The sequence below is a fragment of the Pseudomonas fluorescens genome, from assembly GCF_001708445.1.
Taxonomy (GTDB): Bacteria; Pseudomonadota; Gammaproteobacteria; order Pseudomonadales; family Pseudomonadaceae; genus Aquipseudomonas; species Aquipseudomonas gorinensis.
This window is the reverse complement of record NZ_CP015637.1, coordinates 4311316-4325120: the sequence shown is the minus strand read 5'-3', so window position 1 is coordinate 4325120 and position 13805 is coordinate 4311316. Positions and strand designations below refer to the sequence as shown.

The window sequence follows — 13805 nt, the reverse complement described above, 5'->3', positions numbered from 1 at the left end:
GCACCAGAAACGACACCTCGCGTTGACGCCCCGGCCCAATCGTTATTAAGTGCTATTTATCCGCATTAATACGATAAATCGAACCCATGCTGACTCGCCCGCTACGCCGCAAACGCCAGAAGCTGTCCGATGTGATTGTCGAGTCGGTCAAGCGCTCCATCGTCACCGATGCGCTGAAGCCCGGCGACCGCCTGCCCACCGAGCGCGAGCTGATGGAAAGCTTCCAATGCTCCAAGGGCTCGGCCCGTGAGGCGCTCAAGGCGCTGGAGGTCGAGGGCCTGGTGAGTACGCGCACCGGCCCCAGTGGCGGGGCGTATCTGAACCAGGCCGGCACTGAACCGGCCAGCCGCGCCTTGCGCAATTACCTGCACTTCCAGCACCTGGACGGCGAGCAGGTGTATCAACTGCGCAAGGTGATCGAGGTGGAACTGGCAGTGTCGGTACTCGGGCGCCTGAGTGAAGCCGATTACCAGGCCCTGCAGGACAACGTGGATTTTTGCAGCGCTCCGGAAGACAGCGAAGCCGGCCAGCGCGAACAGCGCCTGGCGGAACTGGAGTTCCATAACCTGCTGGCCAAGGCCTGCCCTAACCCGTTGCTGAGCTTCATGGCGCAGTTTCTCAACGACCTGCTGCGCGACCTGGTGGTGCTGAAAAAAGCCTACAAGCCCAAGCGCAAACAGTTCGACGCGGCCAACCTCGACTATCACAAGCAGCTGCTGAGCGCCTTTCGTGCCGGCGACGAAGGCGCGGTACGCAGCCTGATGCATGAACACATGTGCGACGCCGAACACCATATGACCGCCCTCGAAGGCCAGGTCAGCCCGCATTTTCTACTGGAGTTCGATCACTCTTAAGACCCTCCTCCCAGCGTTTGACCCTGTTCCAACCCAGCTACCGCGTCGCCCCAATAACAGGCCTGCCCACAGGCCCTGCTCCACCGTATCGCCATTGCTACTCCTGCCAATAACTAAACCAGGGAGTCACCCCATGCAGCGTCGTACGTTATTGAAAGCCAGCCTCACCGCAGCCGCCGCCCTCAGCCTCCCGCTGAGTGTGCGTTCGGCATTTGCCGCCGAGCCCTTTACCTTTTACGGCCTCAAGTCCATGTCTGGCGCCTTTGCCAGCTATGGCAAATTTGCCGACATGGGTTCGCGCCTGGCGGTGGAACAACATCGCGAAATCCTCGGCCGCCCGCTGAACTACAAAGTCATCGATACCGAAGGCAACGCCGGCAAGGCCGTGCGCAAGGTCCAGGAAGCCATCCAGCAGGACGGCGCGCGGTTCTTCCAGGGCTGTACGCTGTCATCGTCGGCCCTGGCGGTGGCCAAGGAAGTCGACAAGGCCGGCGGCGTGTTCATGACACCGGTGGGCGCCGATGAGGTCACCGGCAAGGACTGCAACGCCGCCACGTTCCGCTGGTCGGCGCCCACCTACGGCGCGATCCGCGAAACCCTGGTGCCGTTGATCAAGTTGCTGCCGGACGCCAAGCGCTGGTACACCATCACCCCACAGTACGTGTTCGGTGAAGCGTTGCTCGAAGGCGCCAAAAACGTGCTCAAGGAGCACGGCCTGGAACATGTCGGCAACAGCTATCACTCGTTGCAGGAGCAGGAATTCTCCGGCTACCTGACCAACGCCATCTCGACCAAGCCCGACGTGCTGGTGCTGCTCAACTTCGGCAGCCAGTCGTCCAACACCCTGCGCCAGGCGGTGAACTTCGGCATCAAGGAACGCATGAAAATCCTGCTGGTGTGGTCCGCCGGCCTCGACCAGTTCCAGGAGCTGGGCAGCGACGTGCTGGAAGGCGTGTACCTCGGCGCGCAGTACTGGCACCAGGTCGATACCCCGCTCAACCGCGAACTGGTCAAGCTGACCCAGGCCAAGTACGGCATCAACCCCACCTACCCGCTGGCCGCCGACTACATCAGCACCAAGGTCATGCTCGACACCATTGTTTCCACCGGCAGCTTCGACGGGCCGACCGTGGCCAAGGCCATGCAGGGCCTGAGCTTCGAAGGCCCGACCGGCAAGGAGTCGATCCGCGCCGGCGACCACCAGGTGATCAAGGATTACTACCTGCTGGTTGGCAAGGCCGCTGGCGAGATGGCCGACAAGGATGACCTGGCCAAGGTACTCAGCGCCGGCCAGTCGTTCCCGCCGGTGGACGCCACGGGCTGCACGCTCGCCTGATCCGCTAAAACATCACCGGTTGTACACGGCAGGGCCGCTCGCGCGGCCACCTGTTCGAGGGTTTGTGCATGCTTAATCTTTACCTGTTCCAGATACTCAATGGCCTTGGCCTGGGGATGATCTACTTCCTGATCGCGGTCGGGCTGACGATCATTTTCGGCTTGCTCAACTTCGTCAACTTCGCCCACGGCGCGTTCTTCCTGCTGGGCGCGTACATCTGCTACACCGCCGTGAGCCTCACCGGCAACTTCTGGCTGGCGCTGCTGCTCGCGCCGCTGGTGGTGGCCGCGCTGGCGTGGGTGATCGAGCGATTATTGATCCAGCGGATTTATCACCTGCCGCACATGTTCCAGATCCTGGTGACCCTAGGGATTGCGCTGATCATCCAGGAGGCCAGCGTGATGATCTGGGGCCCGGTGGGCAAGAGCGTGGCCGTGCCGGAACTGCTGCGCGGGGTGCTGGTGGTGGGTGATTTCGTCTACCCCTACTACCGCCTGTTCCTCATCCTGTTTTCCGGGCTGGTCGGCCTGGGCCTGTGGCTGCTGCTGGAACGCACGCGCTTTGGCGCCCTGGTGCGCGCCGGCAGCGAGAGCACCGAAACCGTGTCGCTGCTGGGCACCAATATCTTCCGGCTGTTCTCCATGACCTTTGCCCTCGGCGTAGGCCTGGCGGGCATGGCGGGCGTCCTGTTCGCACCGTTGCGCGGTGCCCAACCCTTTGTCGGGCCGGAAATTCTCGGGATCGCCTTTGTGGTGGTGGTCATCGGCGGCATGGGTTCCTTCAGCGGTGCGCTGGTGGGCGGTTTGCTGGTGGGCGTGGTGCAAAGCCTGATGACCACACTCTGGCCCCAGGGTGCGAGCCTGATGATCTACGGCGCCATGGCCGCGGTGATTCTGGTGCGCCCCTACGGCCTGTTCGGGAGAGCCTGACATGAGCGAGAAAAACCCCCTGCCGTTTGCCAAGACCCAGTCACGCGCCATGCTGCTGTGGGTGCTGGCGGTGTTGATCGGCCTGCCGCTGATCCTACCTTCGGCGACCCTGGCCACCGAGATCCTGATCTTTGCCATGGCAGCCCTGGCCTGCAACCTGTTGCTCGGCTACACCGGCCTGTTGTCGTTTGGCCAAGGCATCTTCTTCGGGGCCGGCGCCTATTGCGCGGCGCTGCTGATGATCCACTTGCACCTGGGCCTGTTCGTCGCCCTGCTGGGGGCTGCCATCGCCGGTGGTTTCCTCGCGTTGCTGGTGGGCGCCCTGGCGATCCGGCGCACCGGGATCTACTTCGTGATGCTGACGTTGGCCTTCAGCCAGATGGCCTACTTCGTTGCCTACACCTTGAGCGACTGGACCGGCGGCGACAACGGCCTGCTCAGCGTGCCGCGCCCGGAGATCCGTATCGGTGACACCGTGCTGCTGTCATTGGCTGACGCGCGAGCGTTCTACGCCTTCGTCGCGGTGCTGTTCCTGCTGATCTTTATCGGCGCGCGCCGAGTGATCGCCTCACCGTTCGGCAGCACGCTGATGGCGATCCGCGAAAACGAAACCCGTGCCTCGGCCATCGGCTACGACACCCGCCACTTCAAGATCCTGGTGTTCGTGCTGTCCGGCGCGGTCACCGGGATTGCCGGGGCGCTGTACGCCATGTTGCTGCACTTTGTGCCGCTGTCGAACATCGACCTGGCGATGTCCGAGAACATCCTGATCATGACCATCGTCGGCGGTACCGGCTCGCTGTTCGGTTCATTGCTGGGTGCCGGCTCCATCGTGCTGCTGGGGGACTTCCTTTCCGACCTGTGGCCGCGCTGGCTGATGCTGCTGGGGGTGATCCTGATCCTGGTGGTGATCTTCATGCGCGGGGGGTTGTGGGGCGGCCTGGCGTCGCTGTTCGAGAAAGTGCGCGGCCGTCGCAAAGCGGCCATCGTCGCCAAGGAGCAAGGGCTATGAGCATCCTGTTGGAAACCAAGGACCTGGAGCTGGCCTACGGCGCGTTCCATGCGGTCAACGGCGTCAACCTCAAGGTCGAAGCCGGCACCATCCATACCATCATCGGCCCCAATGGCGCGGGCAAGACCAGCCTGTTCCACTGCCTGACCGGCGAACGCCAGGCCACCGCCGGGGCCATCCACTTCGACGGCCACCCCCTGATGCGCAAACCGGCCCACGCCCGTGTCGGCCTGGGCATGGCGCGCTCGTTCCAGCTCACCAGCCTGTTCCAGAACCTCAGCGTGCGCGAAAACCTGCGCCTGGCCGCCCAAGGCCGCGACGGTGCGCGCGCCTTGAACTTCTGGCGCCACGTCGACAACCAGCGCGAACACCGGGAGATGGCCGACCAGGTGCTCGAACGCCTGCAACTCACCGCGCGCGCCGAGACCTTGGCCGGCGAGTTGTCCCACGGCCAGCAACGGGTGCTGGAAGTGGGCATGTCGATCTGCTCCAAACCCAAACTGTTGATGCTCGACGAACCCACTTCGGGCATGGGCATCGACGATATCCCGATCATGACCCAACTGATCAGCGACCTGGGCCGCGACCATACGGTGCTGTTGATCGAACACAACATGAGCATCGTCATGTCCATCAGCCAACGCATCACCGTGATGAGCCACGGCCAGATCCTGGTGGAAGGCACGCCGGAGTTCGTGCGCGCCGATGAACGTGTACGCACCGCTTACCTTGGGGAGGCTGCCTGATGCTGATCGTCGAGAATATCCATTCCTACTACGACAAAAGCCACGTGCTCGAAGGCGTGTCGCTGAGGGTCAACCCCGGCGAACTGGTGACCCTGCTGGGCCGCAACGGCGCCGGCAAGACCACCACCTTGCGCAGCATCCTCGGCATCATTTGCCCGCGACAGGGCCAGATCCACTTCAATGGCCAGGCGCTGGTGGGGCAGAAGATCTTTGAAATCGCGCGCCAGGGCTTGGCGCTGGTGCCGGAAGACCGCGGGATCTTTCGCCTGCTCAGCGTTGAGGAAAACCTGCGCATCGCCGCGCGCAAGACCAGCCGCTGGCAGCTGGAAGATGTGTACGGCATGTTCCCGCGCCTCAAGGAACGGCGCAAAAACGCCGGCCACGCCTTGTCCGGCGGCGAGCAACAAATGCTCGCCATCGCCCGCGCCCTGCTTAACGACCCCAAGCTGCTGATCCTCGACGAGCCCACCGAAGGCCTGGCCCCGGTGATCGTCGACGAGCTGGTGAAGATCCTGCGCAAGGTCAAGGACGACGGCCTGCCGGTGCTGCTGGTGGAACAGAACCTGATGGTCTGCGACAAGCTCGCCGACCGCCATTACGTGCTCGAACAAGGCCGCGTGGTGTACGAAGGCAGCGCTGCAGACTTCCGCGCCGACCCGACAATCAAGAATCGCTACCTGGCCCTGAGCGCCTGACCGGAGTACGAAGATGAATAGCTTTGCCCAACCGCTCCAGAGCAATGCCCCGCTGATCAACCGCGACCGCCTGTGGCAATCGCTGATGGACCTGGCCCAGCTCGGCGCCACCGTCAAGGGCGGCGTCTGCCGCCTGGCCCTCACCGACCTGGATCGCCAGGCCCGTGACCTGTTCGTGCAATGGTGCGAGGCGGCCGGGTGCAGCGTCAGTGTCGACGCCATCGGCAATATTTTCGCGCGTCGCCCTGGCCGCAATCCCGCCCTGCCGCCAGTGATGACCGGCAGCCATATCGACACCCAGCCCACCGGTGGCAAGTTTGATGGTTGCTACGGGGTGATGGCGGGCCTTGAAGTGATCCGCACCCTGAATGACCTGAAGATCGAGACCCAAGCGCCGATTGAAGTGGTGGTGTGGACCAACGAAGAAGGCTCGCGCTTTCCGCCGTGCATGATGGGCTCCGGGGTATTTGCCGGTAAGTTCGACTTGCAGGACACCCTCGACAAGCAGGACGAGCAAGGCCTGTCGGTGGGCGCCGAGTTGCAGCGCATCGGCTATGCCGGTGCCCGCGCGGTGTCGGGTCACCCGGTCGGTGCGTATTTCGAAGCGCATATCGAACAGGGCCCGGTGCTGGAAGACCAGGCCATTACCCTTGGCGTGGTGATGGGTTGCCTGGGCCAGAAGTGGTTCGACCTGACCCTCACCGGCGTCGAAGCCCACGCGGGCCCGACGCCCATGCACCTGCGCAAGGACGCCCTGGTGGGCGCCGCCGAGGTCGTCAGCGCAGTCAACCGCATCGCCCATCAACAACAACCCCACGCCTGCGGCACGGTCGGTTGCCTGAGCCTGCACCCCGGTTCGCGTAATGTGATTCCCGGCCAGGTGCAGATGACCATCGACCTGCGCCACCTGCATGCCGACAAGCTGCAAGCCATGGTCGATGAAGTGCGTGGCGTGATCGAAACCACCGCCGCCACACACGGCCTGAGCTACGAGTTGACCCCCACCGCCGACTTCCCACCCCTGGACTTCCACCCGGCCTGCGTCAACGCCGTGCGCGACGCCGCCAGCGCCTTGGGCCTGAGCCATATGGACATCGTCAGCGGTGCCGGGCATGACGCGATCTTTGTCGCCGAACTCGGCCCGGCCGGGATGATTTTCGTGCCGTGCGAAGGCGGCATCAGCCACAACGAAATCGAAAACGCCGCGCCGGATGACCTGGCAGCGGGCTGCGCGGTGTTGCTACGCGCCATGGTCAATGCGGCACAAGGGGATCAGCCATGAGTGAGATGGGCCAACTGACGGCGGTGCAACTGCTGGCGCATTTTCGCGATAAGAGCCTGTCACCGGTTGAAGTGACCGAAGACGCGCTGCTGCGCATCGAGCGCTACAACCCGGTGGTGAACGCCTACTGCCATGTCGACCCCGAGGGCGCGCTGCATGCAGCGCGGGCTTCGGAAGAACGTTGGTTCAAGGGCGAACCCTGCGGCGCGCTGGACGGCGTACCGGCGTCGATCAAGGACCTCACGCTGACGATCGGCATGCCCACCCGCAAGGGCTCGCGTACGTCTAGCGCCGAGGGACCGTGGGACGTCGACGCGCCCTTCCCGGCCTTTATGCGCAAGGCCGGCGCGGTGCTGCTGGGCAAGACCACCACCCCGGAATTCGGCTGGAAAGGCGTCACCGACAACCCGCTGTACGGCATCACACGCAACCCGTGGGACACGCGCACCACGGCGGGCGGGTCTTCCGGCGGCGCGGGCGCGGCGGCGGCGTTGAACCTGGGCGTGCTGCACCAGGGCAGCGATGCGGGCGGTTCGATCCGCATTCCCTGTGCATTTACCGGGACGTTCGGGATCAAGCCGACCTTCGGCTACGTGCCGCAGTGGCCGGCCAGTTCCATGACGATCTTGTCCCACCTGGGGCCGATGACCCGCACCGTGGAAGACAGCGTACTGATGCTGCAAACCGTGGCGCAGCCGGATGCGCGGGATGGCCTGATCGGCGCGCCGAGGACCACGCCATGGTTGGCGGGGGCGATGGACTTGAAGGGCCTGCGCGTGGCCTACAGCCCCACGTTCGGCTATGTGAACGTCGATCCCCAGGTGGCCAGCGTGGTGGCCCAGGCGGTTCGAGGCCTGGAGCAATTGGGCGCCCATGTCGAGCAGATCGATCCAGGCTTCAGTGACCCGCTGGAGGTGTTCAGCACTTTATGGGCGGCTGGCGCCGCCCGCCTGACCGGCTCGATGAGCGATGCGCAAAAACAGCTGCTGGACCCCGGCCTGCTGCGTATCGCGCAACGCGGCGCGCAGTTGAGCCTGGAGGACTTCAACGCCGCGCTCGAAGCCCGGGCGGCGCTGGTGGCAAGGATGGCAGCGTTCCACGAGCACTACGATGTGCTGGTGTCGCCGATGATGCCGATCACCGCGTTCGAGGCCGGGCACGACGTACCGCCAGGCTCCGGGATGCAGGCATGGACGCAGTGGACGCCCTTCACCTACCCCTTCAACCTGACGCAGCAACCAACCGCGTCGGTGCCGTGCGGGCTGGCGGCGAATGGCCTGCCGGTGGGGTTGCACGTGGTGGCGGCGCGGTTTGCCGATGAGACGGTGTTGCGGGTTTGCCAGGCATATGCCAAGGCATTCCCTACCGATCATCTGCCAGCCCCGATCACCGGAGTAGCGTAGATCCAACTGTGGGAGGAGGCTTGCTCCCGATGAGGGTGTGCCAGAAGCCGATCGGTCAACTGACACACTGCAATCGGGAGCAAGCCCCCTCCCACAGTTCTTGATCGCATTCCACTACAATAGGCCCCCATTCATCCCTGGGGGCTTCATGGACATCGAACTGGCACGCACCTTCCTCGAAATCTCCCGCTGCGGCAGCCTCGCCGCCGCCGCCGAGAAACTGCACGTCACCCAGACCGCCATCACCGCCCGCGTGAAAAACCTGGAAAGCCAGCTGGGCAGTACGCTGTTTGTACGCAACCGCGCCGGCGCGCGCCTGACCGCCGATGGCGAGGCGTTTGTGGTGTATGCCAACCAGTTGCTGCAAACCTGGGAAGCCGCGCGGCGCGATCTGCCGTTGCCGGATGGCTACCGCAATGTGTTGCATATCGGTGGCGAAGTCAGCCTGTGCAACCCATTGATGCTCGGCTGGGCCCAGGCCCTGCGCGAACACATCCCCGGGTATGCCCTGCGCACCGAAATCCGCGAAGGCGAGTACCTGTTGCGCCAGCTGGAGCTGGGCGTACTCGACGCCGCGCTGGTGTTCCAGCCGCAATACTGGCCGGGGTTGCAGGTGGAGCAGGTGCTGGAGGAAAAACTGATCCTGGTGCAACGGGTGAGTCAGCCGGACCCGTATGTGTATATCGACTGGGGCCCGGGTTTTCGCCAGCAGCATGACGCCGCCCTGCCCGACAAGGCCCGCGCCGCCTTGAGTTTCAACTTGGGGCCGCTGGCGTTGCAGTACATCCTGGAGCACGGCGGCGCGGGGTACTTCCGCACGCGGGTGGTGCAGAGCTACCTCGACAGCGGCGTGATGCAACGCGTGCCGAAGGCGCCGGAGTTCAGCTTCCCGACATTCCTGGTGTACTCGCGAGCGCGGGATTCGGCCGTATTGCAGCAGGCGCTGGGGTTGCTGCGTGAGGTGGTCAAGGCCGAAAGCGACTGGTCGCAACGCTGGGACCCGTTGATTTGAGTCACCAACCACCGCCGTGCATGCTAGCCTGCGGGTGTTTCCTTTTGCAGCCTTACCGATGAACAAGAAAAAGTCCGTCACCATCAGCGACATCGCCAAACGGGTCAACATGACGACCATCACGGTGTCTCGGGCGCTGAACAAACCCGACCAGGTCAAGCCCGCGACCCTGGCGCGCATTCTCGAAGTGGCGCGGGAGCTGGACTACGTGCCCAACGCCTTCGCCCGCGGGCTCAAGCGCAGTGAAAGCCTGATCATCGGCGTGATCACGGCGTCGGTCGACAACCCGTTCTACAGCGAGATGATCAAGGCGATTTCCCGCGAGGCCAAACAGCACGGCTATACGATCATGCTGGTGGACACCGATGAGCTGGCAGAGCTGGAAAGCAAGGCGGTGGACACCCTGCTCGGCTACCGCGTGGCGGGGATTATCCTGTCGCCGGTGTCCGATGAGCCGAGCTACCAACCCGACTACCTGGAGCGCCTGGGCAACGGCAAGACCCCGGTGGTGCTGCTCGATCGCACGATCCATGACAGCCCGTTCAGCCGTGTGGTGCTCGACAACTACCACAGCGGCATCCAGGCCGCGCATTACCTGTTGCGCCAGACCCCTGACCTCAAGCGCCTGCTGGTGCTGACCGGCCCCGAGCATTCACGCATCACCGTCGAGCGCCTCAAGGGCCTGCGCGAAGTGCTGGCCGAACACCCGCAGGTGCAGGTCGAGGTGCAGGCCGGCGACTACACGCTGATGCCCTCCTACCTGCACACCCTTGACTACCTTGCCGAACATTCGGCGCCGGACGCGATCATGGGCTTCAACCAATTGATCACCCTCGGTGCCCTGCGCGCGCTGCGCATGCACAACATCCCCCATGACAGCCTGACCATCTGCGGCATCGACCGGCTGCCCTTCGCCGATATCTTCGGCGTGCCGATCGCCTGCGTCGCCCACGACGCCTCCCTGGCCGGCAGCAGCGCGGTACGCCTGCTGCTCGACCGCCTGGAAGACCCATACAAGCCACGGGACAAGGTGGTTATCGCCGGCCGGCTGGAGAACGGCTAGCGGCTGGTGTAGCCACCGTCGATCGGCAGGCTGACACCGCTGATCATGCTGGCCGCGCGGCTCAACAGGAACAGCACCGGCAACGCCACTTCCACGGTTTGCGCAAACCGCCCCAAGGGGATCGCCGCCAGCGCCGGGTCGCGCTTGGCCGGCTCGGACCAGGCCATGGTCGCCATTGGCGTGAGCGTCACCGTGGGGTTGACGCTGTTGACGCGAATACCGAAGCGGCCCCATTCGGCGCACTGCACGCGGGTGATCGCATCCAGTGCGGCCTTGGAGGCGCAGTAGCCGAGGTGGTCGTCCAGCGCCACCAGCGACGCCTGGCTGGACACATTGACGATACTGCCGGCGATCTTCGCCGCGATCATCTTCGCCGCCACGCGGCTGGCGACCTGGGCCGCGGCACGGGCGTTGACCTGCATCACCTGGTCGAAGGCGTCGGCGCTGATAGCCGCGGCGGGTTCCAGGCGTGAAATACCGGCACAGTTGACCAGGCCGTGCAGGGGCGGCAGGTCTTGCAGCGCGGTATCCAGGGCGGCGCTGTCGGCGATGTCCAGGCACAGGGTTTGGCAGCCGAGTTGAGACAGGGCTTGGGCGTCGCGGCCAAGGGCAATCACTTCGGCGCCGCTGTTGATGAGTTGCAGGGCGATTTCGCGGCCGATACCGCTGCTGGCGCCGGTGACGAGGATGCGCTGGTGGGTGAAGTCGAAGGTGGCTTGCATGAATGAAATTCCCAAAAACAATGAAGATCCGCTGTGGGAGGGGGCAAGCCCCTCATATAAAAAACAAAATAACTTATTGATTGTTAAGGATTAAAACTCCAGCTGGATGACCGCATTTTTGTGGCAGGCGGGCTATTTTTGTGGCGAGCGGGCTTGCCTGTGGTAATGAGCGGGCTTGTTGTGGCGAGCGGGCTTGCCCTAATGCCGTTCAGTTAAGGCTTTTTTGTAGGAGCGAGCTTGCTCGTAAGAGACAGCTGCTACGCAGCCCAACGCGGGACAAGCCCGCTCGCCACAACAAGTGGGCTCCCCACAAGAAGCCGAACGACCACAAAGCTGCACTAAACAATAAAGACTCGATTCACCTTTTGACTGCCCTGACATCAATTACAAAATATAGGGACTTACACATGACTCCACTGCGATCACTCTTCGCTGCGTTGCTGTTGCCACTGTGCGCCACCACCGCCCACGCCCAGGATTGGAAAGAAATCCGCTTTGGCGTATTCCCCGAGTATCCCCCGTTTGAATCCGTGGCCGCCGATGGCAGCCTGCAAGGTTTCGATATCGAGTTGGGCAACGCCATCTGCGCCAAGCTCGAAGTCAAATGCACCTGGGTGCACAACGAATTCGACGGCATGATCCCGGCCCTGCGTGCGCGCAAGTTCGACGCGATCATGTCGTCCATGGCGGTGACCTCGGCGCGCGAGAAAGTCATCGACTTCACCGACCGCCTGTTCCTCAGCCCGACCTCGGTCATCACCCGTAAAAGCGCCGAGTTCGGCGATACGCCGGAATCGTTGAAAGGCAAGCAAGTCGGTGTGCTGCAAGGCTCGCTGCAAGAAGCCTATGCCCGTGCCCAACTGGCCAAGCTCGGCGCGCAGATCAAGGCATACCAGTCCCAGGAACAGAACTACGCCGACCTGCAGAACGGCCGCCTCGACGCCACCCTGACCGACAAGCTCGAAGCCCAGCTCAACTTCCTGTCCAAGCCTGAAGGCGCCGACTTCAAGACCGGCCCGGCCTTCAAGGACCCGACCCTGCCCCTGGACATCGCCATGGGCCTGCGCAAGAACGACCAGGACTTGCGTGCGCTGATCAACAAGGGCATCGCCGCTGTACAGGCAGACGGCACCTACGCGCAGATCCAGAAGAAATACTTCGGTGATCAAGACATCTACAACGAGTAAGCCCCACCGGCCAAAGCCCTTGTAGGAGCGAGCTTGCTCGCGAAGGTCGTAAACGGTAACGCAGCGAATCCGGTTTAACGCGGTGCCCTTGAGTTCTTCGCGAGCAAGCTCGCTCCTACAAAAGGGCGTCGTTCCTTTAGAGATCCCCCATGAACGAACTCCTCAACTTGCAAGGCTACGGCCCGATGCTGGCCCAGGGTGCCTGGATGACGCTCAAGCTGGCGCTCCTGGCGCTGGCCCTGAGCCTCACCCTGGGCCTGGTCGCCGCCGGTGCCAAGCTCTCCAGCGCCAACTGGCTGCGCGTGCCGGCGACGCTCTACACCACGCTGATCCGCAGCGTGCCGGACCTGGTGCTGATCCTGCTGATCTTCTACAGCTTGCAACTGTGGCTCAACGACCTGAGCGAAGTATTCGGCTGGAACTACTTCGAAATCGACCCGTTCACCGCTGGGGTGATCACCCTGGGGTTTACTTATGGCGCGTATTTCACCGAAAACTTCCGTGGCGCGATCCTCAGCGTGCCGGTCGGCCAACTGGAAGCCGCGACCGCCTATGGCCTGAGCCGCTGGCAGCGGTTTCGCCTGGTGCTGTTCCCGCAGTTGATGCGCTTCGCCCTGCCGGGCCTGGGCAATAACTGGCTGGTGCTGCTCAAGTCCACGGCGCTGGTGTCGATCATCGGCCTGTCGGACCTGGTCAAGGCCGCGAAAAACGCCGGCAAGACCACCAATGAGCCGTTGTACTTCCTGATCCTCGCCGGCCTGGTCTACCTGGTGATCACCACCCTCTCCAACCGCATCTTCAAGCGCCTCGAGCGGCGCTACAACCTCGGCATCAAGGGGATGGCGCGATGATCGAACTGTTCCAGCAATACGGCCTGGCCTACCTGTTCAGCGATGGCGCGGGTTTGTCCGGCGTCGCCATGACCCTGTGGCTGTTCATTATCTCGGTGGTGTTCGGCTTTGTCCTGTCGATCCCCCTGGCACTGGCCCGCGTCTCGGAACACGTCTGGCTGCGCTGGCCAGTGGAGGTGTACACCTACCTGTTCCGGGGCACGCCGCTGTATATCCAACTGTTGATTTGCTACACCGGGCTGTACAGCCTGGAGGTGGTGCAGGACAACGCCCTGCTCAACCAGTTTTTCCGCAATGCCTTGAACTGCACCCTGCTGGCCTTCGTGCTCAACACCTGCGCCTACACCGTGGAAATCTTCGCCGGGGCGATCCGTAATATTCCCCACGGCGAACTCGAAGCGGCACGCGCCTATGGCCTGCATGGCTGGCGCCTGAACCTGTTTGTGGTGGTACCGGCCGCGTTGCGCCGGGCGTTGCCGGCCTACAGCAATGAAATGATCCTGATGCTGCACGCCACATCGCTGGCGTTTACCGCCACCGTCGCCGATATCCTCAAGGTGGCCCGCGATGCGAATGCCGAAACGTTCCTGACGTTCCAGGCCTTCGGTATCGCTGCCCTGCTCTACATGCTGCTGTCCTTTGCACTGGTGGGCCTGTTTCGACTGGCCGAACGTCGCTGGATGCGTTTTCTTGTTCCTACCCGAGGCTAACCC

General features: G+C 63.4%; 14 protein-coding genes. 13 read left to right on the top strand and 1 reads right to left on the bottom strand.

Annotated features, from left to right (window positions below):
- Positions 1–86: 86 nt before the first annotated feature.
- The 10 genes from A7317_RS19075 (at position 87) to A7317_RS19030 (ending at position 10332) form a co-directional block, all read left to right on the top strand.
- A complete protein-coding gene (locus A7317_RS19075; protein WP_024076357.1) occupies positions 87–854 on the top strand; it encodes a FadR/GntR family transcriptional regulator in 768 nt (255 codons plus the stop codon).
- 133 nt (positions 855–987) lie between these two features.
- Positions 988–2190: an ABC transporter substrate-binding protein gene (locus A7317_RS19070; protein ID WP_069076590.1), complete on the top strand. Its 1203-nt coding sequence runs from the start codon at positions 988–990 to the stop codon at positions 2188–2190.
- A gap of 68 nt (positions 2191–2258) precedes the next feature.
- On the top strand, positions 2259–3119 hold the full coding sequence (locus A7317_RS19065; protein WP_024076359.1) for a branched-chain amino acid ABC transporter permease: 861 nt from the start codon (positions 2259–2261) through the stop codon (positions 3117–3119).
- A gap of 1 nt (position 3120) precedes the next feature.
- On the top strand, positions 3121–4131 hold the full coding sequence (locus tag A7317_RS19060) for a branched-chain amino acid ABC transporter permease (protein WP_024076360.1): 1011 nt from the start codon (positions 3121–3123) through the stop codon (positions 4129–4131).
- Complete coding sequence (locus A7317_RS19055) at positions 4128–4877, top strand: ABC transporter ATP-binding protein (RefSeq protein WP_024076361.1); 750 nt, start codon at positions 4128–4130, stop codon at positions 4875–4877. The genes A7317_RS19060 and A7317_RS19055 overlap by 4 nt, the downstream gene beginning before the upstream one ends.
- Positions 4877–5572 (top strand): ABC transporter ATP-binding protein, encoded by a 696-nt coding sequence (locus A7317_RS19050; RefSeq protein WP_069076589.1) that lies wholly within the window; start codon positions 4877–4879, stop codon positions 5570–5572. The genes A7317_RS19055 and A7317_RS19050 overlap by 1 nt, the downstream gene beginning before the upstream one ends.
- Before the next feature lie 13 nt (positions 5573–5585).
- Complete coding sequence (locus tag A7317_RS19045) at positions 5586–6854, top strand: Zn-dependent hydrolase (RefSeq protein ID WP_024076363.1); 1269 nt, start codon at positions 5586–5588, stop codon at positions 6852–6854.
- Positions 6851–8257: an amidase gene (locus A7317_RS19040; RefSeq protein WP_069076588.1), complete on the top strand. Its 1407-nt coding sequence runs from the start codon at positions 6851–6853 to the stop codon at positions 8255–8257. Before A7317_RS19045 ends, A7317_RS19040 begins: the two co-directional genes overlap by 4 nt.
- Positions 8258–8405: 148 nt before the next feature.
- Positions 8406–9269 carry a LysR family transcriptional regulator gene (locus A7317_RS19035; RefSeq protein WP_024076365.1) on the top strand — a complete coding sequence of 288 codons (864 nt, stop codon included), beginning with the start codon at positions 8406–8408 and terminating at the stop codon, positions 9267–9269.
- Between the two features lie 58 nt (positions 9270–9327).
- Positions 9328–10332: a LacI family DNA-binding transcriptional regulator gene (locus A7317_RS19030; protein WP_024076366.1), complete on the top strand. Its 1005-nt coding sequence runs from the start codon at positions 9328–9330 to the stop codon at positions 10330–10332.
- Here the strand turns inward: A7317_RS19030 and A7317_RS19025 are convergent.
- Positions 10329–11054 carry an SDR family oxidoreductase gene (locus A7317_RS19025; protein ID WP_069076587.1) on the bottom strand — a complete coding sequence of 242 codons (726 nt, stop codon included), beginning with the start codon at positions 11052–11054 and terminating at the stop codon, positions 10329–10331. The two genes, A7317_RS19030 and A7317_RS19025, sit on opposite strands and share 4 nt — an antisense overlap.
- Before the next feature lie 407 nt (positions 11055–11461).
- On the opposite strand from A7317_RS19025, the gene A7317_RS19020 reads away from it, so the two are divergent.
- From A7317_RS19020 to A7317_RS19010, 3 genes are all read left to right on the top strand, one after another.
- Positions 11462–12241: an ABC transporter substrate-binding protein gene (locus A7317_RS19020; protein ID WP_069076586.1), complete on the top strand. Its 780-nt coding sequence runs from the start codon at positions 11462–11464 to the stop codon at positions 12239–12241.
- Between the two features lie 149 nt (positions 12242–12390).
- Complete coding sequence (locus tag A7317_RS19015; protein ID WP_069076585.1) at positions 12391–13092, top strand: ABC transporter permease; 702 nt, start codon at positions 12391–12393, stop codon at positions 13090–13092.
- Positions 13089–13802, top strand: a complete 714-nt coding sequence (locus A7317_RS19010; RefSeq protein ID WP_024076345.1) for an ABC transporter permease — start codon at positions 13089–13091, stop codon at positions 13800–13802. The genes A7317_RS19015 and A7317_RS19010 overlap by 4 nt, the downstream gene beginning before the upstream one ends.
- Positions 13803–13805 lie beyond the last annotated feature (3 nt).

Coding starts and splice junctions, on each gene's coding strand:
- A7317_RS19045 (WP_024076363.1), top strand. CDS start 5,586: ATGAATAGCTTTGCCCAACCGCTCCAGAGCAATGCCCCGCTGATCAAC.
- A7317_RS19030 (WP_024076366.1), top strand. CDS start 9,328: ATGAACAAGAAAAAGTCCGTCACCATCAGCGACATCGCCAAACGGGTC.
- A7317_RS19055 (WP_024076361.1), top strand. CDS start 4,128: ATGAGCATCCTGTTGGAAACCAAGGACCTGGAGCTGGCCTACGGCGCG.
- A7317_RS19035 (WP_024076365.1), top strand. CDS start 8,406: ATGGACATCGAACTGGCACGCACCTTCCTCGAAATCTCCCGCTGCGGC.
- A7317_RS19040 (WP_069076588.1), top strand. CDS start 6,851: ATGAGTGAGATGGGCCAACTGACGGCGGTGCAACTGCTGGCGCATTTT.
- A7317_RS19025 (WP_069076587.1), bottom strand. CDS start 11,054: ATGCAAGCCACCTTCGACTTCACCCACCAGCGCATCCTCGTCACCGGC.
- A7317_RS19060 (WP_024076360.1), top strand. CDS start 3,121: ATGAGCGAGAAAAACCCCCTGCCGTTTGCCAAGACCCAGTCACGCGCC.
- A7317_RS19065 (WP_024076359.1), top strand. CDS start 2,259: ATGCTTAATCTTTACCTGTTCCAGATACTCAATGGCCTTGGCCTGGGG.
- A7317_RS19010 (WP_024076345.1), top strand. CDS start 13,089: ATGATCGAACTGTTCCAGCAATACGGCCTGGCCTACCTGTTCAGCGAT.
- A7317_RS19020 (WP_069076586.1), top strand. CDS start 11,462: ATGACTCCACTGCGATCACTCTTCGCTGCGTTGCTGTTGCCACTGTGC.
- A7317_RS19070 (WP_069076590.1), top strand. CDS start 988: ATGCAGCGTCGTACGTTATTGAAAGCCAGCCTCACCGCAGCCGCCGCC.
- A7317_RS19050 (WP_069076589.1), top strand. CDS start 4,877: ATGCTGATCGTCGAGAATATCCATTCCTACTACGACAAAAGCCACGTG.
- A7317_RS19075 (WP_024076357.1), top strand. CDS start 87: ATGCTGACTCGCCCGCTACGCCGCAAACGCCAGAAGCTGTCCGATGTG.
- A7317_RS19015 (WP_069076585.1), top strand. CDS start 12,391: ATGAACGAACTCCTCAACTTGCAAGGCTACGGCCCGATGCTGGCCCAG.